Source organism: Halocola ammonii (genome assembly GCF_049334165.1).
Lineage (GTDB): Bacteria > Bacteroidota > Bacteroidia > Flavobacteriales_D > Sanyastnellaceae > JBEGHD01.
In genome coordinates, this window is sequence record NZ_JBEGHD010000011.1 from 113453 (window position 1) to 139881 (window position 26429).

Here is a 26429-nt window from a genome sequence, read left to right on the forward strand (position 1 = left end):
GCCCATTTTCCTGAAAATCGGGAAATGGGCTGTCCGATAGAGAAAGCCAACCGAAATTTATTCTCTATCTAAAGGATTTACTTTGTGGGGTGAAAGACTAATGGAATAATATTTTAGTTGCAGATAATCTGCGATAAAATATTATTTTGAAATAAAATATATCAAAGCTGATGATTGGAGTAGCAAGACTAAACAAATTATAATCATCTTTGGTTGCATTGAGGTGATGAGATTCTAGGAGAATTCTTTGGATAGGTTCATCACTTCGCTTTTTTTAACACATAGCGCTTAAAGGGAGTTCTAGCGTTTTCCCTAATTTCAGCATCTATTAACCAAAACCACTCTAATCATGCGTCTGCTTACTATCGCTCTGCTTTGTCTATTTTCTACTATTTCTTTTGCTCAAGAAAAACCTCTTTGGATGCGCTATCCGGCCATTTCGCCCGATGGGTCGCAAGTTGTGTTTTCTTATGGCGGTGATCTCTACAAAGTATCCGTTAATGGAGGAGATGCCGAGAGACTGACAGTTCACGAAGCCCACGATTTCGAGGCTGTATGGAGCAAGGATGGAAAGCACATTGCTTTTGCTTCCGATCGTCACGGAAACTTCGATGTGTTTGTGATTCCGGCAGAAGGCGGGGAAGCTAAGCGACTGACTTATCACTCTGCAGATGACCATCCTTCGGATTTCACTCCAGACAACAAACATGTGATTTACACTTCATCGAGACTGGATGCGCCTGAGTCGATTCAGTTTCCTTCTGGAGTGCTTTCAGAACTCTACAAAGTGAGTGTGGATGGTGGAAGAGAAATGCAGGTGATTACTACGCCAGCTGAGTTGGCACGCTACAATAAGGATGGCTCAAAGCTGATTTTCCATGATCGGAAAGGTTATGAGAACGAGTGGCGTAAGCATCACACTTCGTCTGTCACCAGAGACATTTGGACTTACAACACAAATACCGGTGAGTACCAAAAAGTAATTGCCTGGGAAGGCGAAGATCGCAACCCGGTTTGGAAGGACAGCACTTCTATTTACTTCCTTACCGAACGAAGCGGTTCGTTTAACGTTTGGCAGACTGATATTTCTTCAGGTTCAGAATCGAACACCACTCAAGTTACATCTTTCGACACACACCCTGTTCGCTTTTTGTCGCGGGCAAATAGTGGAACACTGCTTTTCAGTTATGATGGTGAGATTTACAAAATGACTGAAGGTGGAGAACCCGAATTGATCGATATCCGAATTTCTACGGACGATCGCTACAATGAAACAGTGGTGAAAATGATTAAGTCCGGAGCGGAGGAGTTTGACGTTTCACCAAACGGAAAGGAAATCGCTTTTGTAGAAAGAGGTGAGGTTTTCGTGACTTCAATCGAGTACGGCAACACGAAGAGAATTACGAACACTCCACAGATGGAGCGTTCCGTCCAGTTCAGCCCTGATGGGAAACACCTTTTGTATTCGACTGAGCGAGATAGCACCTGGAACATTTATCAGGCTTCGCTCGGTAGAGAAGAAGACAAATATTTCTACAACGCCACTGTGATAAAGGAAGAGCCGTTGGTTGCAACAGACGAAGAAGAATTCCAGGGAATGTATTCACCCGATGGAAAAGAAGTGGCTTACCTCGAGGATCGTACAACTTTAAAGGTGCTGAACATCGAAAGTGGTGAGACAAGAACAGTTCTTCCGGGAAGCAAAAACTACTCTTATGCCGATGGTGATCAGTATTTCACCTGGGCACCAGACAGCAAATGGCTCCTTGTTCAGTACCTCGCAACCAATCGCTGGAATGAAGACATCGGGCTTGTGAAAGCGAGTGGAGGAGAGGAGCCGATCAACCTGAGTCGCAGTGGCTACAACAACAGTCGACCGAAATTTGGAATGGGCGGAGAAATGGTTTACTGGAGTAGCGATAAGCGCGGTTACAGATCGCACGGCAGCTGGGGCTCACAGAGCGATGTCTACGCCATTTTCCTCACGGAAGATGCCTGGCAAAAATTTAATCTGAGCAAAGCTGAGTACGACCTTTGGAAAGAAGAAAACAAGGAGGAGAAGAAGGAGGAAGACAAGGACGACAAGAAAAAGAAAGACGATGAAGAGGAAGAGGAAAAGGTTGAGCCGTTGAAAATTGAACTGGACGGACTCTACGATCGAAAAGAGCGTCTGACAATTCACAGTTCGTTCTTGGCAGATTTCTTAGTGGACAAAGAAGGCGAGAACCTCTACTACATGGCACAATTCGAAGAAGGTTACGACCTCTGGAAAACCGACTTCAAAGAGAGTGAAACGAAAATCCTTGCCAAACTCAACGCTTCTGGAAGTGGTTTGCAGTTCGATAAAAAAGAAGAAAATATTTTCTTATTGAACAGAGGCAGTCTTACAAAAGTAGACGTCAAGAAAGGTGAGCAAAAGGGTATCAACTTTTCAGCCGAAATGAATCTCAATAAAGCGGCTGAGCGCGAATACATGTTTCGCCACGCCTGGAGACAGATGAAAGAAAAATTCTATCTAAAAGATCTTCATGGAGTAGACTGGGAAATGTATCGCAAAGAGTACGCAAAGTTCTTACCGCACATCAATAACGGTTACGATTTTGCCGAAATGCTAAGCGAACTGTTGGGTGAAGTGAATGCCTCCCACACAGGCTCTGGTTATCGTGCCGGTGAACCAACAGATGATAATACAGCAGCACTCGGAGCCTACTTTGATGAAGAGCACGATGGCGATGGTTTGCTCATCGCTGAGATTATGGACAAGAGTCCTCTGCTTGTTGAGAGTGACAAGGTGAAAGCCGGAGCAATTATCGAGTCGATTAATGGTGAAAAGATTGAAGCAGGAGAGAATTACTATCCACTGCTGAACAGAAAAGCCGGAGACAAGCTGCTCTTCACTTTTTACAATCCTAAAACCAAAGACCGCTGGGAAGAAGTAATCGAGCCGATCTCCAGGGGGCAAGAAAATCAACTCGCCTACGAACGTTGGGTAAAATCGAGAGAAGCTGCAGTTGACAGTTTGTCGAACGGGCAACTTGGCTACGTGCATGTCCGAGGAATGAATTCTTCCAGCTTTAGGGAGGTCTACGACAAGGCGCTCGGTAAGTACAACGACCGTAAAGCACTGATCGTTGACACGAGGTTTAACGGAGGTGGTTGGCTCCACGATGACCTGGCGACTTTCCTCGATGGTGAGCCGTACTTGAGGTTTCTCCCTCGCGGTCAAGACAACATGGGGGGTGAACCACTCGGAAAGTGGCAAAAGCCGTCCATCGTTTTGGTGAGCGAAAGCAACTACTCAGATGCGCATCTCTTCCCATGGGTTTACAAGAGGCTGAATATCGGTAAGCTCGTTGGAATGCCCGTTCCCGGAACCGGCACTGCAGTTTGGTGGGAGACACTTATTGATGGTCACACCTATTTTGGAATTCCACAAGTGGGAATGCAGGATCTGCAAACAGGTGAACTTCTCGAAAACCAGGAGCTGCAGCCAGATGTGAAAGTCGAAAACGAACCGGAAGCCGCTTCCAGCGGTGAAGATCAACAGTTGCAAAAAGCAGTGGAAGTGATGCTTGAGGAAGTTGGGCAGTAGACAGCACCATTTTTATCACAGGTTAGAACCTAAATTCTGCACCTACTGTAAATCCAATGTGGTGGGCAGTTTTTGATTCTGTCCGTTGTACATCACTTGCAAAAGATTGTACAACAGAATGATCAGGAGCTGTAAACTGCTGTAGATAAAACATAGGACCGTATAGAACGGAAAAATGATCACCTAGAATGATATTTCCATTCAGACTCAGGTCTAAACAAAGACCACTTTTGATTCTGTCTGCATTTTGATTCAGTTTTGGAGCGTAGCCTATTCCTGTGCTCAAAAATATTTCGTGTTTTGGCCTTTTTATAATAGTAGACTTGAGACTGATGAAAGTTGGTAGGAAATCCAAATTGTACCTCATGTAACCAACCTTTAATCCAGCGGATATATTTTCGTTGATTTTGTAATAGCCTGATACGAAAGCCGCGGCATTCGCAAATTCGAAAAAATCATTCCCAGACCTCGTGTAATTCTCATAGTTGAGGTAGGCGCCAGACACCTGGATAGATATTTTAGATTCTTCGGCAGGTGTTTCATCCTGTGAGAAAAGTGCACTGTGGCTGAGTAAAACGAACAAGAAAAGAGGTAAAATAGATTTCATAGCGTTGATTTTAGCGTTAAACTTTATCAATTCTACAAAATGATTTAAGACAAACCAGCTCAACGAGATTTATTAGAATGATAGAATCTGACCGAAATATCACTTCTATTTCTTTTTTATGAAGAGGTTAAGACTGTGAGGTATCCCAGTTCTGAGCTGAAAGAATCTAAAGAAATGCGAAAATGAAAATCTGAAGTAGGTATGTATTTTAATCCTCAAAAGTCCTCTGTTTACCAAACTTTTGAGAAATGGAAATTCCCAACTCTGGGATGAGAAGGTTTGCAGGCTGGTACCACTCAAAACCCTGAGGAATTCTGACTTGAGGCCGAAGCCCAATTGTAAGATTGTTCTTCAGTCGGTAAGAAAAGTTGAATCCGGTCTGGATGAAATGCAGGTAGTTTGACTCTTCTCGCCAGTCAACTTTTCTAATGTGAGCCTCTTCGGAGTAGACATCCAAGTGAAAATGATTGACCTTAAATCCAAAAGAGTAGCCTGCGAGTATGTCTGCGTTGAAACGAGGGTTTGAGCCTTGATAAAGAGAAAGTCTTAAAATGATAGGAATTTCGACAAAGCCTTCGGAAATGATTCGTTTGTCTCTGAGAAGTGGCATCTCAATTGGTCCAAGGTATTCATGGCTAATCTGAGCGTATTTCAAGCCGGACTCTATGAATGTTGACTTTCCTAAACGGTAAGAATAGAAGAGGTCCGCACTCAAACCAGGAATTGGTCTGCTAAAATCGCCAAAGACACTAATACCAGGAGAGAGTCTAAAGCCAACTTCGTGTCTTTCGCTCTGAGCGCTCATTAAGAAGACGCCAAAGAAGGCGATTGTAAAAAGCAGTAATCGTTTCATACCGGAAGCTTTTGAACTTAAGACTACCTGAATGTACAATTTTTCAAAAACTAGAAAATCGAAAACCCTGTCTTGGTTGTAAACATCTCGAGCATTTTCATGCCTTTGTAGGAGTTGCCTTTTTTGTTGAGTCGGGGGCTCCAAACGGCAATGCTTAGCTCATCGGGCTCCACGGCTACAATTCCTCCACCAACACCAGACTTTCCGGGTAGCCCAACGGTGAAAGAAAACTCACCGGCCTGGTCGTAAAAACCGCAGGTGAGCATGATGGCATTGATTCTCTTGGAGTTTACCTCAGTGATAAATCGTTTTCCTGAAATGGATTTTCCATCATTCGCAAACATCATGAAAGTGTGGGCCAACTCCTGGCAGGTCATTTCGATGGAGCACATGTGAAAGTAAAAATCGAGAACCGTCTCATTGTCGTTTTGGATGTTCCCGAACGATTTCATAAAACTGAGCAAAGCAGCATTCCTGTGACCGTGGCGTTTCTCCGAAGAAGCCACGCTTTCATTGTAGTGGATGTTATCGTTTTCGGCCACCTTTCGCACGAACTCCAAAAACTCCTTTTTGGGATCTTTTAAACGGCTCACCAGAATGTCACAAATTACTAGTGCTCCGGCATTGATGAACGGGTTCCTGGGCTTTCCGTCTTCGTGCTCCAACTGAACTAATGAGTTGAACGGATCACCCGAAGGCTCCACATCTACCCACTTCCAGAGTTTGCGTCCTTCAATTTCCAGGGCAAGCGCCAGGGAGAGCACCTTTGCAATACTTTGCAATGAGAATTTTTCATCGCTGTTTCCAACGCTGTAATTGCTGCCATCTAAAGCATTGAGGTGCACACCAAATTTATCGGGATCTACTTTTGCCAACTCGGGAATGTAGCGGGCCACTTTTCCATATGGCGCCATCTGTTCGAGTTGATCGCTGATGTCTTCCAGGATTTTTTGATAGTCCATGCGCGATAGATTTTGAGGGAATAAAAGGGATAATTGTCTGAGATCCTAATCAGTGGCCAGGTCGTCTTCATTTTTTCCCGGAACCCAACTGATAGTTACTTTTTTCTTTCCCCATTCGCGGGCTTTTTCAACATCCTCACCCATGTAGATGTCAATTTTCATTTTCCATCTACGGTTCATTTTGTCCTTCACCAGGTAGGTGCCATCGAGACCTTTTATTTTCACTTCGGTGTTGTGTACCAGGCCGGAGTCAATAAGGTCGCGAGAAACGGCAATCGCCTTCATGCCGGGCTTGAGAGTATCTCCCCAGGCGGCAATAGTCGGGTCACCTGCCTTGGTTTGCCAGTTTACCGAATTGTAGGCAGTGGCAGTAACCTTCAGTTTTTTCCGCTCCGGGCTTTTGTCGCAGCCTGTAGCCAAAATCAGAAAGGAAAAGAGTAAAATTGATTTGAATGGATGAGGTCCCAAATCCAATTATTTAGTGTCGTTCAACTCTTCTCGTCTCTTGCGATCAGCACGCTTTTTGGCAGCGTAGAAAATTATAATCAGCAAAATTATTCCACCGATTGCTACATAAAGCCAGGGAGAATCTGTGAAGGACTCTTCAGCTTTCGGTCCACTGGGTTCGATTTGTTGAGGGATCTGCGCCTGGAGAGCAGAAATGGTTACCAGAAAAAAAGAGACAATGAAAGTAAGTTTCTGAGAAATGCGATTCATGTTCTTAAATTAGAATGAGACGAAAAAAGTTTGTTACCTCATTCTACCAACATAAATACTGCTTTGTTCAAGGTGTTGATTTTCTTCATCGTCTTTCTTGCGGGCGTAAATGACATTTTTTTACCATCGGACTCGATGGTCAATGTCCAATTATGGTTAGCAAAAACACCTTTAAGGTCTCTATTAGGGATTCTTACTGAATAACGAGATTCGTAGTTTTTCTTCTCTAGTTCGATAAACATCTTGTCTACTTCCTGCGTGGATTTCTCCATGTCGTCATTTGAAAATGTTAACCTGTCGATACTTTTTAATGGTTCTTCTGAGTAAACTGAAAACAAAGCGGTGGCAGTGTCACCTTCATTCGATTCAACATTAAAATCGATTAACAAGTTTTCTTCTTGCGATTCGAGTTCCAAAGGCTTTATGAAATATCTCGTTGTTCCATCTCCCGCATAAAAAGATTCATAGAGATCTTTACCAGAGTTAGAAGCAGCAGGCTTCAGACCTCCGCAAGAATAGAAGACTACTGAGATAAGAAATGCAGGTACGAGAATTTTGATGTAGACGGATTTACTCATTTGATTTTACTCTGTTTGAGAATTTTTCTGGGTCGAATAGAAAGCTAACTGCTGTAGAGTCTTCAGAGGTGGCAGAGAGCGTCCAAAGAAATTTATTGTAATCGGCTATTACCGAGACTATATAGAGGTCACCTTTTTGATATTTTATAAAGCTTGTCGAATCACCTTCGTACTTTTCAATGATTCTGTTTGAGTCGTCATTTTCTACCATTTCGATGAGTTGCGAGCTATTGGTTTCAATTGGAACTCCTACGAATGATCTATAATTTTTTCCTTCAAGCGCCTTGTAAAGAGGCCAATTTAGAGCACCATAACTGTTAAATACAGAATCGTGAAACTCCACAACTTCAGTATTGTTTTCTATCACCTTTTCATTTTGCCTAAGCTCAAGATCCATGTTATTGGCGAGCATTACCGTGCCACTCTCGTTGCTCGAGCATGAAGAAAGTAGAATGCCGATTACAAGAAGAGATAGAAGGGAAGGGGTAAGTGAGTTTTTCATGACGGGTTCAAAAATAAAAAAGGGTGCCAATTGGAAAGAGGCACCCTTTCAAATAAAGTAAATTTCTTACTCTCCAGTTACGATTGTTTCGTAAGTAACGATGAGGTTAAGAATGTTTTTCTGCTTGATGTCTACAGTAGAAATTTTAGTGATTCCACCGTTTTTCGCAGCTGTACGGATGCTGGCATCAGCGTTAAAGAAAAGTACTCCAAGGTAACCAGTACCTGAAGCAGTACCTACTTTAGAACCAACTTCGTTGCTTGTAGCATCTACAGGAAGTGTTAGTGAGCAGCTGCTCATTGCCATCATGGCAACCGCACCCATCGCGAGGGCAAGTGTTTTCATCTTTTTCATGATCTCGGTTAAAATTTAGTGACCCTACTCATAAGGCTTTTCGGATTCGCCCCGTTTTTTCACGTGGTGGCTGGTCTCCACAAAAACGTGACGAATATATTAGAATGATCCGTTTAGGACAACTGATATCCCACTTTTTTATAAAAAAAATTCAACCTAATTAGAGCGGGATATAAAATGATTGACTCTAACTATCTGCTTGCCACTCGATAAAGGCTCTCAAATGCTCTACTTGGTGGTCGCTCATTCGCTCCGCAGTGTAATGCGGCATATACGGTCGATGGCCTGGTTGGGCATAAGTTCCGTGGCGGATTATCTCGTAGATCGACCACTTAGAGTTCGCTGTGATATTTTTTCTTAGTTTTTTAAACGTCAGTTTTGATTTGTCAAGAATCACGGACGATGGTCCATAGGGCCTGTGACAGGTCTGACAACTGTTTTCATAAATCAACCTACCTTTTTCTCTGTCGCCTTCAAAAGGATAGCCTTTAGATTTATCGGCTGGTGGATCCACAAAGTCAGCTCCTGATTTTACCATGTAATTTTGCTTTAATAAGGCAATTGCTTCATCGTTTTTGTCATTTTTCGCCAATTCCTTCAGAGAGTTCCATTCCTCATCACTCAACTCAAGATCGCTGAGCTTTAGCTGAAGCGACCAGTAATAAGCCAAAATAGCATCGAGTTCCCACTGCTCCAGTTTTCTTCCCTGTGAGCATTCCTGAGCGCAAAGTTGAGTGGAAGCTGCCAGGCTTTCTGTAGCTTCTTCTACAAGGGATCCATACTTTAGAATGTAATCGTCATTGTACCACGACTCTCGGTTGGCCATTCCCCAAAAAGTAGTTGACTGGAGAAACCTCAGATTGTTTTCAACTGCATATTCAAGGCGTTTTTCGGGTGTTGCGTTTGCTGGTTCCGGATCTTCACGTACCTGATTGTGGCAATCGGTGCAGTAGTAGAATTTACTAATGAGTTTCGATTTTCCAAGTCCGGGACGATCAACCTGTCCTTCATATACCAGTTGCTTTCCCATTTCTATTTGCTCGTCCGATGGCGAGTCTATGTAGTGGTCGGGGTAGGGTTGTCCCAGTTCTTTGAGTACTTCCACCAGTTTGGTTTCTTCATCCCATTCTTTGGGGTTGGGTTCAGAACTTATCCCGAATGCCATCACAATGAGTAAAATTGGAGCAAGAATTAAAAGTGCCTTTTTCATGTTTTATCTCCTTTCTCCTATTCTAAAATCTCTGGTGATGTTGAATCCAAAATAAATGTCTCCATCTAGAATGTTTCCTCGTGTTTCACCAATAAAGAATTTTTCAATCATCCCGCGAGAGTTGGTAAACGAAAGCTGAAAGTTGTGTCCTTTAGTCTCGATGTCGATTCCCAGGGAAACCGAATTGTTAAAGACATCCTCGCTTAGCTGTCCGGTAGGAGTGTAGTAGTACTCTGTTTGGATGGCGAGCATTTTCGTGATCTGAATGCGCATAGCTGAACCGATAGAGAACACATCGTTGTCAACGGACGTGTTCTCAACTAAATTGCGGTGCACATGAGTTGGCATCACTTGTAGAGAAAAGTAGCCGCCAAACTTGTGTGCAATGAGCAGCTGGTTGGCATAGAACATCCGTGAAGAAAAGTAGTTGGTACGATCGGGATTTTCGAAATCCAGAGTTCGAATCGCCAGAGAAGACATTGCGGTCACCGTAAGTGGAAACGAGTTTTCTCCTTTGCTCTGTCTCAAAAGTTTGTACTTCAAAAAGCCATCGTATGTCTTTTCAAGGCCGCTTCTCCCTGCTCCCACGGTTAGTCTGTTAGTGATTCCGTAATCCAGACCAATGCGAATCGTAGCTTCATCCAGTCCAAACATCTCGTAGACTCCACCCGAAACACTTCCAAATCGGTGACTGATAATAAATTTCATTTGCCCTTTGGGCTCAGTTTCCACCGAATGGCCGTTGATCACTCGGGTGTCCTTAAATGTTTGGTGGACAAAATCCCGCTCTTCCTGGGCAGAGGCCGCCAAAGCGCAAAAAATAAAGGTGAAGATTAAAAGACGATTTCGCATTGCTTAATTATTTGGGGCACCTTGTTCTACCCATTTTCTAAGTGTTTCTACTTCACAGTCGGACAGATTTCCATAACTCGGACCGGCCATGTCGCCTACTTGCAACACACGGTTTTGGAAAGTTCCATTGTCGTATTTTTCCTTGATTGATTGATAGGAATCGAAAACGCCATTCCCTTCGCCTCCAGTAATATGGCAACCGCTAACCGCACAAGAGCCGGAAATGATCGGCTCCACGTCTGCCGCATAGCTGACTTCCTGAGGCAAGTTACAGTTGTCAAAAGGATACAGTTCTTCTTCGTTGTCGTAGTAGCATGAACTCAACAGCGCAACAAATAGCAGAGATGAGAAGGGCAAAAATTTCTTAATCATTCGGGTATCCGTTTTCGATCCAGATGCGGATTTTGTCAATGTTGCACTGAGAGAGTTGATCACCATTTTGGGGCATGTTGGCGTAATCTGGATCCCAGTTGATGGCTCCCAAAAGTCGTCCATCGGCAGCTACCTCAGCCACACCTTCGTAAGTTTCATATGAAATCCCTCCACTTGGCGTGCTTCCGGAATGGCATCCTTCGCAACGATTTTCGATGAGGGGACGAATGGTACCCGAATACGTCACGTTTAACGTATCGCAACCGCTGGATTCGCATGAGTTGTTTTGAGCTCCTTGCAAAATCCAGGTTTGAATAGCCTCAATCTGTTCTGGGCTCAAGGCCTCATTGGGAAGAGGGGGCATTCTGTCTTCTGGGTCGTCAATGTCTGTTTCCGTGATCATTTCCCAGACCTTACCTGCATCGAGATCTCCACCTTCTATGTCACCAGTTTGGATGATGTTGTTGTAGTCTGTGAGAATTATACCCTCCTGTGCTGTAGTTGCATCGTGACAGCCAGAAAGTGCGCAGCTCGACTGAAAAATAGGCAGAACGTCTTGCTGGAAATAAACCACGTCCGGGTCGCAGTCGTCATCGCTTCCTCCACCGCCTCCGCCACCAGAGCCTCCACCACTGCCAGGCTCCTCACCTGGAGGGATTATAGGCTCGTGCTTGCAGGCATGGAAAAGCCCTATCATCAGGGTGATGATAGAGAGGACCATTATTTTATAGACATATCTATTCATGACCATTTCAAAATGTCGTTTGGTTCTACAAATATTGCCAATAGTTCTAACAAAGTTCTCACGAATTATTCATTAACCTTTCACTTTTTGATTACACGATACAGCCTTGAATCTGTTGTCAGTTTGAGGGTAAAAATTTGTAATTTAGATTATTAGAGAGGAAATCATAATGATGAAACATAATTGTTGAACTCTCTTAAAGTCTTAACTTTTTTGAACCAAAAACAGAATTATGAAAGCGAGTATTATTTCTATCAGCTTGTGCTTTGTTTGTTTATCTCTAACCAAATTTAATCAGTGGGATTGGAATGGAGCTGGCCTTTCAACTTATTTAAATAACGAACTGGTGAAAACAGCTTCACAAAGCAATGACTCTGATGTGAGTGAATTCTTCAAATTTAACAATTGTAGCCAAAAGTTGGAAAATAGAGATGTTGCTCTCAAGGTCGAAGTCACAACAGGATGTACCTATGCTAATGCATGTAACTTTGATCCGGAAGCAGAATTAGAAGACGGGAGCTGTGACTTCACAAGTTGCGCTGGTTGCACTTACCCGACTGCTTGCAACTATGATCCAGATGCTACACTGGACGATGGAAGTTGCGACTATGAAAGTTGTGCAGGATGTACATACGTGTTTGCCAATAATTATGATCCTACTGCACTGATAGATGATGATAGTTGTGAATTCCCTATCCTTGAAGATCCCTGTCCCCTCGATGCCGATGAAGATGGATTTATCGCAACCGGAGACCTTCTCGTTTTGTTATCCTCAATGGGCAGTGGATGCCCCGAATAATTTCATCAATTAATTGAACTCCCTTGAATTGCAATGATCAACTCCTGTTAATGCGGTGCATATCTGAGTTGTCGGATTCAATTTGATTCTTCACGAATCTCATTTTACCAGCTACCACGGCCATATCTCTGAAATTGTTATCAAAGAGCCAATCGAGGGCGGCATCATCGTTATCGGCAGCCAGCGCCATTTTTTCAAGTACATCCAATTTGTATTTTTTCAGCCAATTGCGGGCATTGGGGTTCCCTTCAGCCGCATTGATAAGAGCCAGCAAATGTGGGTGCTCGTTTTTCAGTAACCAGTCGCGAGCTTCGTCCTGATTGTAGAGCGCATGTACGAAAATCCCAAGCTCCATGTAGCCGTTTTGGATCAGCCAGTTCTTGATTTCGGCATTTCCGTCAATGGCCTCTCCCCAGGCGATGATTATTTTCTGTGGATACTCGAGTTTCATGATCTATCGTGTTTCATCAAAGATAAAAATCCTGTTCCGATTAGGTTAACGGCAGCGCAACAGAAAGATTTTCTGGAAACGAAAAACCCCGGTCGAAGCTTTCGCTTGCCGGGGTTTTTGTTTGGGGACAAGTGCTGCTATGGCACGTTATTAATGAATTTAGGTTGTTGAGGAGTTCTCTGTTGTTTGGTGGTTTGAATCATTTCAATTCTGAATTTTTTGTCCTCGGTGATCGTTTCAACTACTAGCGTATCGCCCGATCTATGCGTAGTGGTTCCCTCTGACCAGCGATCGAAATAGAAGCCGTTGTTGTTGCAAATGAGCATTAGATAGTTGTCGGGACCTCTCCGACCTGGGCGGCCATCGCTGTATCCGGGCTCGCCTTCCAGCTCCCAGATTTCGTAGGTTCCGTACCAGTATTCTACAGGATTGATAAAGTATTCGAAGTTGTAAACTCCGGGGTTCGTGCGGTAGTATTCTCCAAAAAAAGGATTGTTGGGCAGAGCCGGGTTGTTATCCCAGTAACTGTAAGGTGGATTGTAGTCATAATCAATTCCGAAATACGCCTTCCCTCGTGGGCCTTGTGGTCCGCAAGTATTGATTTCTATGCAGCTCGCAAGCAAAGTTGCCAGCAAGATGATCGGAGCGATTTGTTTGGTAAACTTTTTCATCGTTGAGAATATTGATTGTTAGCAGTGAAAAGGCAACTGGTGTGCCAAAAGAAAAAGTATCTGATTCACAGTCAGTTAAATGGTTCTGATCTCCATTTTTAAAAACAATAACTTTGACCTCAATTATTAATCAAAAGCCGCTCACATGTTAGAGAACTCAATGCTTCGCGAAGGAAGTTTCAAGGGCAAAACAATTGTGGTTACAGGAGGTGGAACTGGATTGGGAAGAGCAATGACCACGCTCTATTCCCACCTGGGAGCCAACACGGTGATCACCAGTAGAAAGCTGGATGTGCTCGAAGAAACAGCCAAAGAGATAGAGAGTGAAACTGGCAGTCGGGTACTTGCCGTGCAGTGCGATGTCACGCGTCCTGATCAGGTGGAGGCCATGCTAGAAAAGGCCGTTGAGGAGTTTGGTCAGGTGGATGGATTGCTCAACAACGCAGCGGGAAATTTTATAAGTCCCACTGAGCGCCTCAGCCCCGGAGCTTTCAAAGTCATTCTCGATATCGTGCTTCAGGGAACTATCAACTGCACTCTCACATTTGGAAAACACTGGATCAACAAAAAGCAGAAAGCTACGGTTCTCAACATTGTGACTACCTATGCTTCTACTGGTTCGGCCTATGTGGTTCCATCAGCCTGTGCAAAAGCGGGTGTGGTAGCTATGATTCGCTCACTGGCAGTGGAATGGGCGAAGTACGGCATTCGGCTAAATGGAATTGCTCCCGGCCCTTTCCCAACAAAGGGAGCCTGGGAGAGGTTGCTACCGGGTGAACTCAGCAAAGTGATGGACATGAAGAACGAAGTACCGCTGAAAAGAGTGGGAGAACACCACGAACTTGCAAATTTGGCCGCTTACCTTATGAGCGACTTTTCAGCTTTTGTGAATGGAGAGATTGTAACCATTGATGGAGGTGAGTGGCTTCAGGGAGCCGGAGAGTTTAACTTTCTCGAAGCGCTTTCACCAGATCAGTGGGACGAGGTAGAAGCTCAGGTGCGAAAGGCAGGTAAGAAAAAATAGTCGACACTTTTAACGAACCAATCTTTTGACGACAGAAAAAACGAGTCAAACCATTTTCACAAAATCCTTTTGGATTCTCTGCGTCAGCTCCGTGCTGTTCATGAGCAGTTTTGCCATGGTGATTCCAGAGCTGCCTGAGTATCTGAGAAACATGGGGGGAGAGCAGTACGTAGGTTTTATCATCGGCCTTTTTACTGTGAGCGCTGCATTTTCTCGATTGTTTAGCGGTCGGCTTGCCGATAAGGTAGGACGAATCAAAATCGTTCTCTTCGGAACAGCAGTTACAGCAATCTGTGGTGGGATTTACATTTTCACAACAACCATTTTCTCATTCCTGGCACTTCGACTTTTACATGGTTTGGCCACAGGTTTCCGACCTATTGGAACTTCAGCTTTGATGACCGACCTGATGCCATCTCACAGAAGAGCAGAAGCCATGGGCTACCTCGGTGTGGCAGGCAGCCTGGGCATGGCAGCCGGACCAGCACTGGGAAGTATTCTCAAAGAAGAGGTGTCCTTTGACGCCATGTTTATCACTTCGTCTGTACTCGGTGTAGTGGCATTCATCATGTCGAGCATGTTGCCAGAAACGCTCGAAGAAAGGGAACCGCTGAAGTGGTCTCATTTCAACATTTTCAAAGGTCAGATACTAGACTTTGGCGCAATGCCGGCTTTTTATGTGACACTTGCAGATTCTTTTGCATTCGGTGTGGTCATCACCATGAGTCCGATGTGGGTCGATTCGCTTGGTTTTCAATACAAAGGCTTTTTCAACTTCAGCTTTATTCTCAGCTCAATAGCAACGCGAATTTTTGCCGGAAGAAGTGCTGATCGCCTCGGCCGCGAGACTTCAATTCTCATCGGGTTCATTCTTTTGATCATCGGAGTTACTACCATCGGGTTTGCCGATTCTCAGTTTACGGTTCTGCTAGGCGGATTGATTTATGGTCTTTCCATTGGGATCAACAAGCCTTCAATTTTTGCCTGGACAGCGGATTTGGCTTCTCCAGGTAAGATCGGGATGGCCCTGGCGACAATGCTTCTGGCATTGGAAATTGGTATTGGTGGCGGCTCTTTCATTTCTGGAGAAATTTATTCTGGCAATGTTGAGATGATTCCCTACACCTTTTGGCTGGCGGCTGCGTTGAGCATCTTCGGTTTGATTTACATCTACGTTTTCAGAAAACGCCAAAAGGCACTTAAATCATAAATTCCAAATTTTCGAGTTCTCAAAGGCATGAAGAATTTCCTGCGGCTGTCAGTTTTATTTGTTTTAGTGGTTTTCTCAAGTAAGAAGATGAGCGCACAGCTCTACAAAACCAACCTGGGGGTGAGGATTGACGAGTCGCAGTTTGGGATCAGCTTCGACCAAAAAATCTACGAGCAGTTCACTGCCCAGGCCGCCTTTGATGCAAGGGAAAATGAAATTAGAGCCACGGCCATCGCCCGTTATCACGTCAAATTGTTGGGGCGAAGACTCAACTTCTATCCGGGAATTGGAGCCCACACCGGAATATTGAAAGAATACGGGCGCTACGATGGTTTCGATCTACTCATGGGGATTGAGTACAAGATTATGATTGCTCCTGTAGTGATAAGTTTCGATGTGAATCCCGCTTTCCACACGGGAGGCAATCACGCCAATTGGTGGGATTTTCAAACCGTTTTCTCAATAAAGTATATTCTGGTGAAGGACAAGAAAAAACTGTTCGAGAAGTGGCGCAATGATCAATAGCGAACTCTGTGAAGTCTGGGACATTAGTGCAGGGTTAAGCTTGGTTCGGTGGTCCTGTGTGGTATAGAATTAATTGTAGTTTTGCCAAAATTTTAATTCTTCAGAAATGAAAAGAACGATACTATCTATCGCATTTTTGGTGGTTTCCATTTTTGCGTTCGCTCAGGAAGCAGGAATCAAACTAGATGGAAACAAAGCGGATGACGATAACTCCACCTCCATTCTACAGAATGAAGCTGACACCACCGTTATTGGAAGTTGGCGCATGGGCGGAACTCTCGGCCTAAATCTGAGTCAAACTTATTTAAGCAATTGGGCAGCCGGTGGTCAGAATGCCATTTCGGTGACTGGTCTTGTGAACCTTTTCGGCAATTATAAAAAAAATGGCCACGAATGGGACAACAGTCTGGATCTCGCCTACGGAATTCTCACCCAGGGCGATTACGAGCAAGTTTTAAAAACTGATGACCGTATTGAGTTTTCTTCTAAATACGGAAGAAGGCTAAAAGAAAAGTGGTTTTTAACGGGAATGCTCAATTTCAGAACGCAATTCGCTCCCGGATATGAAATCGAAGATGGCGAAGTGAACGAAGATGTAAAGATTTCGGATTTCATGGCTCCGGCATACTCGCTAACTGCACTTGGTATCGACTTTAAACCAACCGACAAGTTCTCTGTGTTGATGTCACCAACTACTATGAAAACAACCATTGTGCTGGATGATTCACTAGCCACGAATTTTGGAGTAGAAGAGGGTGAAAATATCCGTTTTGAAATCGGTGGTTACATTAAAATTGCATACACCACAGAAGTTGTTGAAAATGTGACCTGGCAAACCAAACTCGACTTGTTCTCCAATTATCTCAATAACCCTGAGAACATCGATGTAAACTGGGAAAACCTGATTTCGATGAAAGTAAACGATTTTATTTCTGTAAATATCACCACTCAGTTGATCTACGATGACGACATTATTCTCAAAAAGAACGATGCGGTATTGAACGAAAATGGCGAAGTTGTGGAAGCTGCGGAGTTTGGTCCTGGACTTCAGTTCAAGGAAACACTGGCAGTAGGTTTTTCCTATAAGTTCTAATGGACCGAGTTCTTTTTAAGAAAAAAACGCGAGGCTCGATAACTGGTTTTACGACTGGATATCGAGCCTTATTTTTTCGTGTAGGCCATCTCCAGTTATTACGCCCTCGTAAACAAAATCTCCTGTCTTTGTGAGTGACATATCAGAAGCGCTCGGCCAGTTTTCGAAAGTGCTCTCTTTGCGCATGGTGAATCGCAATTCAGAATACTCGTTTCGTTGGGTCACGTTTTCAACCGAAAAAGCAATTTGGCTTCCATCTGATTTGATGACAAAAAGCAAGTTTCCGGCTTTCACCTGAACACGGCAGACTTCATTCGTGGTAGAAAATGTTAAAGTTGCTTCATTTGGGAAAAAGTCCTGAAAAGACAATTCAGGAACCATGGTAAAATTAGAATTCATTAGTTATAAATGTGTTAAGTCGTGAGAATTAAAGAATCAATGTTAAATTGGTAGTAAATATAAGTTTTCGCATCTGGATGCGGTCACTTTAAGTACGAAAAAAAGTGGGTGAGAGTTCAATGTTTTTACCTTCGTCACGACAAATCAAAAATTCTGAAAGATGATTGCATATGTTTTTCCGGGCCAGGGATCCCAATTTCCTGGCATGGCCAAAGAGCTTTACGATTCCAACGAATCGGCTCAGCACCTATTCGAAAAAGCCAACGAAGTGTTGGGCTTTAGAATAACAGACGTCATGTTTGATGGAACTGAAGAGGAGTTGAAGCAAACCAATGTCACGCAGCCAGCAATTTTTCTGCATTCGGTGATATTGGCCCGCACATTGGGTGATGATTTCCAACCGGATATGGTGGCTGGACACTCCCTCGGTGAGTTTTCTGCTCTTGTAGCCAACGAGACGCTCTATTTTGAGGATGCGCTAAAGCTTGTTGCCCAACGTGCCGATGCCATGCAAAAAGCATGTAAAGCTCAACCTTCTACCATGGCGGCCATTCTGGGTCTCGATGATTCAGTCGTGGAGAAAGTTTGCGAATCAGTTGATGGAATTGTGGTTCCTGCAAACTACAACTGTCCAGGTCAGCTCGTGATTTCAGGTGCAATGGATGCCATAGACGAAGCTTGTGAAAAACTCAAAGAGGCCGGTGCAAAGCGCGCTTTAAAACTTCCTGTAGGTGGAGCTTTTCACTCGCCATTGATGGAGCCCGCCAGAGCTGAGCTCGAAAAGGCGATTAACGACACGGAGTTTCACTTCCCGAAATGCCCGGTTTACCAAAATGTGACTGCCAGCGGAGTGAACGATCCTGAAGAGATTAAGAAAAATTTGATTGACCAGCTCACTGCTCCAGTGAAGTGGACGCAGACCATGCAAAAGATGATTGCCGATGGAGCGTCACGAGTGGTTGAAGTAGGTCCGGGGAAGGTGCTTCAGGGGCTTTTCAAAAAAGTGGACAGACAACTGCCCACTGAAAGTGCCGGATAAAAATATTCTTCACAAAACAGAAATGAAAAAGCGAATCTTGCCTCGGCAGGATTCGCTTTTTTTTGGTCAATTAATTATGTGTAGGGTCGAGTTACCTTACGGTGAGTTTTCTTGTTTTAACTCCGCTATCTGTTTTCATTTTCACTAGATAGACACCAGAAGAAAGATTGGATGTCGGAATTTCAAAAGTTGTGTTACCAGCCTGGTTCGAAACAGTTTGCGAGAATACCTGTTCACCCAAAAGATTCACAAGAACGAGCTCTCCCTCGGCTTGTGTCTTAGTGCTAATTGTCACAAACACCTGCTCTGCAGCTGGGTTTGGATAAACAACCATTCCAAAGTTCGCTTCATTTTCTTCCACACTCACATTCGACTGTTTTTCGTAAACGTAGAAGTCGTCCACAGCTGCTTCCACCAGACTTCCACCTTCAAGCTCAAGATTTGGGAAAATACTGTCTGAAGCCACAAACTCCATCATTACCTCTTCGGTGAGGTCCACGTACTCGCTAACAATGAAAGCATTTTGTCGCCATTCGGCATCGGTAGTCCGGGTTTCTTCTACGTGGGTCCAGGTGTTTCCGCCATCGTCCGAAATGCGCACTTCCCACCAATCCTGGCCTGGGTTGGCTCCAGAAGGTGGGCTGTTTGTGTACCAGCGCCAGTAGCTAATGGCTGGTTTTTCATAAATGCTCATGTCTATCAGTGGAGTTCTCAATGTGGTTTTGCCACCGTCCACATCAGCAGTCCCGATCGCATCAAACTGGCTCGATGCATTCTCTGTCACGAAACAATAAGTACCATCATCGGTAAACTGGCTATTTGGAGCTACCTGAATATTATTTTCAGTAAATGAGCCAATCGGGAAAATCTCCTCCCAGTTGCCGGTTGTAGCGTTGTCATTAAAAATTCCAGTCTCCCAAATTCCAAAGTCGTCACTGAAATCGCTGTCGTGAGATCCAATCACGCCAAAACCAACGAGCGTGTAAAATGGTAGGGTTGGATCGTTCAGGGTAACACCAATTGGCGTTGCATTCGATTGATTGCCGTATACGTCTTCAGTCTGCAAGTAGTACTCGATCAGCGTACCTTCTTCCTGCGATGGGATGGTTGCAGTGAAGGTTGAGGTTTCCCCAATTTCTGACATCGTTACAGCAGAGTACTGTGATTCCGTGTCGGTTTTATAAAAGAGTGTCACCTCCTGAAGGAACATCTCAAAGTCGAAATCTGAATCCAGATCGGCAATAATTTCGATTTCCTCCTCTGGCTCAGATGTCAACACTTGTTCGTGACTCAGATCAACGTTGCTCAAAAGCGTGATGCCGTGGATGGCAAATCCTTCGAGAATTGCATCTCCGTTTGGCGTTCCATTTGAAATGTCGTTGTCATCATCGTCAGCCTGGAGCACATCAATCAAAACATCGGTGTAAGCCGTGCCTTCCATTCCGTTTGGCAGTGTAGCCTGAAACCCATTGAAAGCTTCAACCCAAAGATCGAGAGTCAGCTCCCAGTCTTCTCCCATCAAAACGTGTGAGTCCCACCATGCACCACAAATTATCTCACCATCGTTGTGTACCTGCCCAATTAGGTCTTCTGGATAAACTTTGGGGTTAATGTCATACCTTCTTAAAGGGTCTTCAGAATCTTCGTAAAAACCAACACCGAGCAGTGGTGAGCCGGTGATGGCCATACCCCAAAAATCTGCATAGCCTTCGTTCATGGCGCCATTATTAAAGCCGAATCCATTGTCATTGTAGTAGTAGCTGTTAATTCCGTGGCCGTATTCGTGATATACTACATCGCTCAAAAGTGAAGTGGCATTGCAGCCGCCTCCTGCAGTGAAGAAATTGATTGACTGTCCGTCAAAGAAAGCATTACACTCACCAGCAACTTCTACGTTGGTAGGCAAAGCGAAATCCAAAGCAGTAAAATCCGGAAAGACTGTTTTCATGAAGTTGTGAACCACATTGGTGTGATAGAAAGCCGTAAGCTCTTTTATGTCCGCATCGTCATCAAAAGACACTTCATTTGTTCCGTCCTGGAGTGAAAAAGTTGTTTCGGGAGTAACACCGTTGTTGCTCACTACGCTCCACCGACCGGAAAGAGGTATGGTGATCGTACCTGAGCTCGCGGTGAGAGAAACACCTCCCTGTGCTTCTGTGAAAAACTCCTGAGCTCCCAAAAAAACAGAAAGATCGCCAAGAGAAACCTCTTCAGTCCCGTTGTAAGGATTTTCAGGGTGGATGGTTCCTACCACGTCTACATCTGCATCGGCTGCCATTGAGCTTTCCGCTTCCGGGTGACCATGGCCGTGCTTTTCTTTACATCTGTCTGAGTGGTGATGAACTTTATCCTGACGGTAAAGTACCTCGCCAGTAGATGCGTCAACAAGAGTTCTGTAATTCGAAGGAATTCCATTTTCATTCAACGTTTTTACCATGATGTCGTGAACGATGTGAAACTCGTAAGTACCGTTCTTCGGAACTGGTAAAATTTGTTGCGGTCCATTTGACTCAGTCGAGATGACAGTAGTAGAAAGTCCAGCTGATGCAAGGGCTTCGGCCTGAGCTGCACTCACTGTTGCAGGATCCGTTGTAATGTTGTTGTGAACATCGAGTCCAAAAAGGATGACTTCTCCAGTGTGAGTCAATTTGACTGTGAGACGTCCGGCAAAAACTTCGTAGCCGTTGTGAAACTGACTGAAATTCACCCAGTGGTGTTTTTTGGAAGAAGAAGAGGAAGCAACGACCAACTCGTCAACCGGCAAGTTGAACTCTGCCAAATTCGATTCAATAAAATTCAAAGCTTGTTGTTCGGGCGTACTTCCGCTCGTAGAAATTGGTTCTCCAAAAGCGCGGTGAGGCTGTTGGCTGTTTTCATCAAAGTGAACATACCAGTTTCCGTTGACTTCCAGAAAGTTTTGCCATGTGGGCATCTGTCTGAGCCTGGCCTGAACGTGTGGTGTTAGCTGATCATCACCGGGTTTCACGTAAGTGACCTCATTGGGGTCAAAACTGTTTTCGGGATTTCCGGCAAAGCAAAAATTAGTGGAAGCAAGCACAGCAAGTGCTAGCAAAAAAGAGTAAAGGTTTCTCATGATTGTAGGTTTAAGCTCACAATATCATGAAAAAACCAATCGGCTACAAGACTTTAGATTGAATAAAAGCGGCAGGATACAAATCCTAAAGGAAAGACTGGCATATAGACTCCGGTTAAACTCCCGAATGAATAAATGAAAACAGGTTTTGCATTTCCTCTTCGCGTCTGGCCAGCTTTTCTTCGAGCATCTCATTCTCAGATTTCAAGCTCTTGTTTTCAATGCTAACCTCTTCGAGTCGTGCTTTAGTTTCGAAAAATTCCTGAAGGATTTTCTTTCGTTCGTTGTACAGTTTCTCTGCGTTATCCATGTTTTAGCAATTTGTGAACACGTAAATATCGGACTTTGAGCAGGTGCTCAGTTGAATGGTTTAGGCATTTCTTAACGGCAGGATGTTCAAATTGTAAAACTCAGATACGGCCGAGGTGTGATCTGTCAGACGAAAATCAGATCTTATCCAGGTTTTTCCTCGAGCCGGGACGATTTTTTTTGAATGCGCTCGGAGTCATTCCGGTCACTTTCTTAAATTGTGCGGAAAGGTGCTGAACACTACTGTAGCCCATCTCCCAGGCGATTTCGCTTAATGATTTTTCATCGTAAAAGAGAAGCTCCTTTACACGCTCAATTCGTTGTTCGATCAGAAACTTCTCAAGCGTTATTCCTTCAACCTCCGAAAATAGCTGGCTCATGAAACCATAAGAGTGAGGTATTTCTGAAGTGAGCAATTTGCCCAGGTGGAAATCAGTTTCTCCCTGGCTGTGATGTACTTTTTCTACTATCAGGGATTTGATGCGACTGACTATTTTAGTTTCGCGACTTTGAAGTAGCTCGAAACCTGCCGAAGCCAAAGCGGTAGATAGTTTTTGCTGTTCGGCATCTGTCAGGTTTTTTTCAGGAACAGCTTCGCCAAGTTTGATGGACAAAAGTGTGATTTCACTTTCCTCAAAAATTCTTTCCACTGCCGAAATGCAGCGATCGCAAACCATATTCTTAATGACGAGCTTACGTTGATCCATGAGGTTTACTTTAAAAGGCCGATGAAAACATCTCGACTGGTGTCCCAAAATTCGTCAAACCCAATGAGTTGTGTTTGCAAAAATGCCCAGGCTTCAGGCCAGTCGTTTTTATCGATAAACTTCAGATCCGATCGCTCTGTGAAAATTCTGCTCGAAACAAATTTAGAATCTGCAAGGATGTGTTCTTTCTTCCAGATCACTTCTTCGCCCAAGGCAGTCTCAAGCATTTTTTTGAACTCTTCAAATTGCTCGTAGATCAATTCTCGGACTCCGAGATCGCGCTGCTGCATGTCGATGCAAAACCGCACTCCGTTTTCATCGAACTCCATTCTAACGAAGAGCTCGCGGATTCCAGTGGGATAATTCAGCCAGTTGACTTTTCGACCGTTGGCCGAGCTTTTCTCGTCCATTCGCTTTGCCAGGTTTCCCCAAAATGCAGTGCGCAATTCTTTTCTTTCCTCTTTGCTTAGCATAATGACAAAAGTACAATTCACCGCTGAGTCGAGAACCGGTTCGAACGGATTTGATTCTGAGTTGTTGGACTTGTAATTGAAAACAAAAAACTGAAAAATGAAAAATGTATTGATTATCGGTGCGAACGGACTTACAGGAACCCACATCGCACGAAAGCTTAAAGGAAGCTCCGAATTTGAACCTGTTGCGATGATTCGAAGCGAAGAACAGAAATCAAAATTCGATGATCTGGGTGTGAAAACCGTTCATGGCGATCTCGAAGGTGATGTCGACTCTGCCATTAAATCGGCAGATCACGTGATTTTTGCAGCAGGATCAGGATCTAAAACCGGAGTGGATAAAACTTACGCGGTTGACAGAGATGGCGCGATAAAAACCATCGACAAGGCCAAAGAACACGGAATTGAAAAATACGTGATGCTCAGCTCGATGGGCGCTCACGATCCTCAGATAGTTAAAGAAGGTGCTTTTCACGATTATCTCGTAGCGAAGCACGATGCCGATGAGCATTTGAAAAAATCGGGACTTGACTACACGATCGTTCGTCCGGGAGCCTTGACAAAAAATGATGGCAAGGGAAAAATTGAGGCTGCTCCACATCTGAATAAAAGAGGTGAGATCGCCAGAGAGGATGTTGCGGAAGTGATGATCAACGCGCTTTCGAACAGCGATGCCAAAAATCAGACTTTCGAAATTTTAGAAGGAGACTCTGGAATTGAAGAAGCGATCAAAAATTTGAATTGAGGAATTGATTTCGGGGATTTTTTGCTCTACAACGCTGCCGAAAACACATAGGTCACAAAGTCTACAAAGGCACATAGTTTAGCCGAGTGCTTTCTATGTGCCTTCGATCATTTGTAATTGAAACCTGATTGGAATTTTGATGAAAGCCAAATGTGTAGAGAAGTACTAATTCCTACTGTGTCTGTTGTGGTTTATCCCGTCTTGAGTACCAAAGCCTGCAGCTACTGTAATTTAACATGAAGGCATTAAGAGTTTTCATTAAGAGGCTTTAAGTAGGGCTTAATGAACCTTCATCACTTAATCTGCCTTAATGTTTCACCCCCTCACGGTTGTAAAGTAAAGTATTATGTTTTTGCTCTACAACGCTGCCGAAAACACATAGGTCACAAAGACTTCGAAGGCACATAGACCAGCAAGGTTTTTCTATGTGTCTTCCAATGATGCTTGTCGGAAACCGGCTGGTACTCGAGGATAAACTAGAGTGAATTGAAGTGGAAATTCTACTGTGTCTATTGTGGTTTTTCCGTCTTGAGTTGCAACAACGGTAAATTTCACGCAGAGTCGCGAAGACCGCAAAGAAAGGTTAGGTGCAGTGGAGCAAACCTTGAGCTTTTCCGTAGCTGCAAGTATTGGCGTCCTTAGGGTCTTTGCGCGAAAGTAATCACGCAGGGTCGCACAAATCTTAATTCGTAATTCGGCCTTCGTAATTCTTATTTGATTAATATTTCCACCGCTTTGCCATCTGCACAAGTGAAAGCATTATCGGGACTTCGATCAGCACTCCAACAACGGTGGCCAGGGCAGCCCCTGAGTTCAACCCAAAAACAGCAATTGCAACTGCTACCGCGAGTTCGAAAAAGTTACTGGCGCCAATCATGCTAGCCGGTGCACAAATGCGATAAGGCAGTTTGAGCTTTTTCCCCGCGAACCAGGCTATGAAAAAGATGAAGTAGGTTTGAATGGTTAACGGAATGGCAATTAGCAAAATGTGAAACGGCTTGTCGATAACCTGCTCGCCCTGAAAAGCGAAAAGCAAAATGAGAGTAGCCAGAAGTGCAAAGATGGAAAACGGCTTGAGGCGAGGTAAGAATTTTTCTGTGAACCAGATCTTTCCACGCCTTGAAACAAGCCATTTTTGAGTGAGAAAACCGGCCACTAAAGGAATAACCACGAATGTCAAAACTGAAGTGATCAGCACATTGTAGGGGATTTGAAAATCCGTAATTCCGAGTAGAAGCTGAACCAGCGGAACAAAAGCTACGAGCAAAATCAAGTCGTTTATAGAAACCTGCACGAGCGTGTAGTTGGGGTCTCCGGAAGAAAGATAGGACCACACAAAAACCATGGCTGTGCAAGGTGCGGCTCCGAGCAAAATGGCTCCGGCAATATACTGGTCAGCCTCTGCGGGGTTAAGCCAGGCAGAGTAGAGGTGGTCGAAAAATACCCAGGCGAAGAGCGCCATGGTGAAGGGTTTGATGAGCCAGTTGACCACCACCGTGAGGCTGAGACCCTTAACATTCTTGCCGGCTTTCACCAGGGAGGCAAAGTCGATCTGAAGCATCATCGGGTAGATCATCATCCAGATTAAAATCGCAACCGGAATATTCACGTGGTAAAGTTCCAGTCCCGAAATCACTTCGATGTCTTCACCAGCCACAAATCCGATCAGCAAACCAGCGCCAATGCACAGAACCACCCAAAGCGTCAGATATCTTTCAAAAAATCCAATTTTTCTGTCTTCTGCTCGCTCAGTCATTTTTGAGTTTTGTTTTTGCTGAATTTAAGAATTCGTATATCTCAGCGGCTATCGCAAGAGAGGTAACAGCATAAGTCTTCCGTTCCTGTTCTGTGCCGTCTGAAGTTTTTGGATCTTCAAAGGGAAGTGAAAATCGCTCGTCTGCTCCCTTAACGATCGGACAGTTTTGTTCGGCATCGCTGCAGAGCATCACAGCGACAAATTGATCCTGGGGATTTTGCCTGTCGTCAATAAATTTCGAAAACTGCTTCGAAGAATTTGTGCCATCGGCAAAGGAAAACCTATAAAGCGGGTTGTCTCCCGACTCTTTTTTCACGGTAACACCACTTCGTTTCAGACTTTCGGCCACTGCCGGAAAAAGTGCTGTTACGCTCGTTCCACCGGAAAAGGCCAACAGGGGAAGGTCCAACCGAAAAGCAAGCGCAGAAGTCCAGAACTCTGCGAGCTGGCTCCTGCGCGAATTGTGTGTGCAGATGAAAATCAACTTCACCGTGCGACCTGCGCTCACTTCTGAGGCAATGTAGCTGGCGATTCTTTCTCGCTCAGCACGGTGTCGCTCAGTTGGCTTTTCCGTTTTTATCTTTTCGAAAAACGCTTCCAGTGCGGGATAAAGTGAAAGTGTTTTCATTGCATCATTTTTAATGCATATCTGGGTTTTCCTGAAACCTGATTGATTGGAGTACAATTCTGCGATGAATATTTCGCAATTGTTCAATTTCTAATCGCCACACTGTCTCGACTCCGCTCGAGAATCGGCCAACGCGCGATTGCCGGTTGTCGAGCGGAGTCG

29 protein-coding genes are annotated in these 26429 nt (G+C 44.3%); 8 read left to right on the forward strand and 21 right to left on the reverse strand.

Translation table 11 applies throughout. The features are described 5' to 3' along the window. Positions 1-349: 349 nt before the first annotated feature. Positions 350-3592, forward strand: a complete 3243-nt coding sequence (locus tag ABHV44_RS12150; protein WP_459074963.1) for a S41 family peptidase — start codon at positions 350-352, stop codon at positions 3590-3592. A 22-nt stretch (positions 3593-3614) separates the two neighbouring features. Here the strand turns inward: ABHV44_RS12150 and ABHV44_RS12155 are convergent, their stop codons facing one another. From ABHV44_RS12155 to ABHV44_RS12210, 12 genes are all read right to left on the reverse strand, one after another. After that, entirely contained in the window at positions 3615-4199 is a 585-nt protein-coding gene (locus ABHV44_RS12155) for a hypothetical protein (protein ID WP_459074964.1), read from the reverse strand. A 208-nt stretch (positions 4200-4407) separates the two neighbouring features. Further along, positions 4408-5052, reverse strand: a complete 645-nt coding sequence (locus tag ABHV44_RS12160; RefSeq protein WP_459074965.1) for a hypothetical protein — start codon at positions 5050-5052, stop codon at positions 4408-4410. A 50-nt stretch (positions 5053-5102) separates the two neighbouring features. Continuing rightward, entirely contained in the window at positions 5103-6014 is a 912-nt protein-coding gene (locus tag ABHV44_RS12165; RefSeq protein ID WP_459074966.1) for a glutaminase, read from the reverse strand. Positions 6015-6059: 45 nt separating this feature from the next. Beyond that, positions 6060-6482, reverse strand: a complete 423-nt coding sequence (locus ABHV44_RS12170) for a 3D domain-containing protein (RefSeq protein ID WP_459074967.1) — start codon at positions 6480-6482, stop codon at positions 6060-6062. 6 nt (positions 6483-6488) lie between these two features. Then, on the reverse strand, positions 6489-6731 hold the full coding sequence (locus tag ABHV44_RS12175; protein WP_459074968.1) for a hypothetical protein: 243 nt from the start codon (positions 6729-6731) through the stop codon (positions 6489-6491). A 38-nt stretch (positions 6732-6769) separates the two neighbouring features. Then, entirely contained in the window at positions 6770-7309 is a 540-nt protein-coding gene (locus ABHV44_RS12180) for a hypothetical protein (RefSeq protein WP_459074969.1), read from the reverse strand. Next, positions 7302-7811, reverse strand: coding sequence for a hypothetical protein (locus ABHV44_RS12185; RefSeq protein ID WP_459074970.1), 510 nt, complete (start codon positions 7809-7811; stop codon positions 7302-7304). The genes ABHV44_RS12180 and ABHV44_RS12185 overlap by 8 nt, the downstream gene beginning before the upstream one ends. Positions 7812-7877: 66 nt before the next feature. Beyond that, positions 7878-8165, reverse strand: a complete 288-nt coding sequence (locus tag ABHV44_RS12190) for a TRL-like family protein (protein ID WP_459074971.1) — start codon at positions 8163-8165, stop codon at positions 7878-7880. Between the two features lie 187 nt (positions 8166-8352). Further along, positions 8353-9375 (reverse strand): c-type cytochrome, encoded by a 1023-nt coding sequence (locus tag ABHV44_RS12195; protein ID WP_459074972.1) that lies wholly within the window; start codon positions 9373-9375, stop codon positions 8353-8355. A gap of 3 nt (positions 9376-9378) precedes the next feature. Beyond that, a complete protein-coding gene (locus tag ABHV44_RS12200) occupies positions 9379-10227 on the reverse strand; it encodes a DUF5777 family beta-barrel protein (protein WP_459074973.1) in 849 nt (282 codons plus the stop codon). A 3-nt stretch (positions 10228-10230) separates the two neighbouring features. Then, complete coding sequence (locus ABHV44_RS12205) at positions 10231-10599, reverse strand: hypothetical protein (protein ID WP_459074974.1); 369 nt, start codon at positions 10597-10599, stop codon at positions 10231-10233. After that, a complete protein-coding gene (locus tag ABHV44_RS12210; protein WP_459074975.1) occupies positions 10592-11344 on the reverse strand; it encodes a hypothetical protein in 753 nt (250 codons plus the stop codon). Before ABHV44_RS12210 ends, ABHV44_RS12205 begins: the two co-directional genes overlap by 8 nt. A 232-nt stretch (positions 11345-11576) precedes the next feature. On the opposite strand from ABHV44_RS12210, the gene ABHV44_RS12215 reads away from it, so the two are divergent. After that, positions 11577-12143, forward strand: a complete 567-nt coding sequence (locus ABHV44_RS12215; RefSeq protein ID WP_459074976.1) for a hypothetical protein — start codon at positions 11577-11579, stop codon at positions 12141-12143. A 37-nt stretch (positions 12144-12180) separates the two neighbouring features. On the opposite strand, the gene ABHV44_RS12220 is transcribed toward ABHV44_RS12215, so the two are convergent. Beyond that, entirely contained in the window at positions 12181-12594 is a 414-nt protein-coding gene (locus ABHV44_RS12220) for a hypothetical protein (RefSeq protein WP_459074977.1), read from the reverse strand. A gap of 137 nt (positions 12595-12731) precedes the next feature. Continuing rightward, positions 12732-13265, reverse strand: a complete 534-nt coding sequence (locus ABHV44_RS12225; protein ID WP_459074978.1) for a hypothetical protein — start codon at positions 13263-13265, stop codon at positions 12732-12734. Positions 13266-13410: 145 nt separating this feature from the next. Here ABHV44_RS12225 and ABHV44_RS12230 point away from each other — a divergent pair, with 145 nt between their 5' ends. The 4 genes from ABHV44_RS12230 (at position 13411) to ABHV44_RS12245 (ending at position 17117) form a co-directional block, all read left to right on the forward strand. Continuing rightward, complete coding sequence (locus ABHV44_RS12230) at positions 13411-14289, forward strand: SDR family oxidoreductase (RefSeq protein ID WP_459074979.1); 879 nt, start codon at positions 13411-13413, stop codon at positions 14287-14289. Positions 14290-14314: 25 nt separating this feature from the next. Next, on the forward strand, positions 14315-15499 hold the full coding sequence (locus ABHV44_RS12235; protein ID WP_459074980.1) for an MFS transporter: 1185 nt from the start codon (positions 14315-14317) through the stop codon (positions 15497-15499). Between the two features lie 27 nt (positions 15500-15526). Continuing rightward, a complete protein-coding gene (locus ABHV44_RS12240; RefSeq protein ID WP_459074981.1) occupies positions 15527-16024 on the forward strand; it encodes a hypothetical protein in 498 nt (165 codons plus the stop codon). Between the two features lie 106 nt (positions 16025-16130). Continuing rightward, positions 16131-17117 (forward strand): DUF3078 domain-containing protein, encoded by a 987-nt coding sequence (locus ABHV44_RS12245; protein ID WP_459074982.1) that lies wholly within the window; start codon positions 16131-16133, stop codon positions 17115-17117. Between the two features lie 48 nt (positions 17118-17165). Here the strand turns inward: ABHV44_RS12245 and ABHV44_RS12250 are convergent, their stop codons facing one another. Continuing rightward, positions 17166-17516, reverse strand: coding sequence for a hypothetical protein (locus tag ABHV44_RS12250; protein ID WP_459074983.1), 351 nt, complete (start codon positions 17514-17516; stop codon positions 17166-17168). Between the two features lie 160 nt (positions 17517-17676). Here ABHV44_RS12250 and fabD point away from each other — a divergent pair, with 160 nt between their 5' ends. Beyond that, on the forward strand, positions 17677-18555 hold the full coding sequence (gene fabD, locus ABHV44_RS12255; RefSeq protein WP_459074984.1) for an ACP S-malonyltransferase: 879 nt from the start codon (positions 17677-17679) through the stop codon (positions 18553-18555). Between the two features lie 91 nt (positions 18556-18646). Here the strand turns inward: fabD and ABHV44_RS12260 are convergent, their stop codons facing one another. The 4 genes from ABHV44_RS12260 to ABHV44_RS12275 all read right to left on the reverse strand — a co-directional run bounded on the left by ABHV44_RS12260 (position 18647) and on the right by ABHV44_RS12275 (position 23138). Continuing rightward, positions 18647-21649: a T9SS type A sorting domain-containing protein gene (locus tag ABHV44_RS12260; RefSeq protein WP_459074985.1), complete on the reverse strand. Its 3003-nt coding sequence runs from the start codon at positions 21647-21649 to the stop codon at positions 18647-18649. 115 nt (positions 21650-21764) lie between these two features. After that, positions 21765-21959 (reverse strand): hypothetical protein, encoded by a 195-nt coding sequence (locus ABHV44_RS12265; protein ID WP_459074986.1) that lies wholly within the window; start codon positions 21957-21959, stop codon positions 21765-21767. Between the two features lie 136 nt (positions 21960-22095). After that, complete coding sequence (locus tag ABHV44_RS12270) at positions 22096-22665, reverse strand: AraC family transcriptional regulator (protein ID WP_459074987.1); 570 nt, start codon at positions 22663-22665, stop codon at positions 22096-22098. A gap of 5 nt (positions 22666-22670) precedes the next feature. Then, entirely contained in the window at positions 22671-23138 is a 468-nt protein-coding gene (locus ABHV44_RS12275) for a DUF4268 domain-containing protein (RefSeq protein ID WP_459074988.1), read from the reverse strand. Between the two features lie 97 nt (positions 23139-23235). Between ABHV44_RS12275 and ABHV44_RS12280 the strand changes: the two genes are divergently transcribed. Beyond that, positions 23236-23883, forward strand: a complete 648-nt coding sequence (locus ABHV44_RS12280) for an SDR family oxidoreductase (protein ID WP_459074989.1) — start codon at positions 23236-23238, stop codon at positions 23881-23883. Positions 23884-24601: 718 nt separating this feature from the next. Here ABHV44_RS12280 and arsB read toward each other — a convergent pair. Together arsB and ABHV44_RS12290 are read right to left on the reverse strand one after the other, a co-directional pair. Continuing rightward, positions 24602-25639, reverse strand: a complete 1038-nt coding sequence (gene arsB, locus ABHV44_RS12285; protein WP_459074990.1) for an ACR3 family arsenite efflux transporter — start codon at positions 25637-25639, stop codon at positions 24602-24604. After that, positions 25632-26267, reverse strand: coding sequence for a low molecular weight phosphatase family protein (locus tag ABHV44_RS12290; protein ID WP_459074991.1), 636 nt, complete (start codon positions 26265-26267; stop codon positions 25632-25634). The genes arsB and ABHV44_RS12290 overlap by 8 nt, the downstream gene beginning before the upstream one ends. Positions 26268-26429 lie beyond the last annotated feature (162 nt).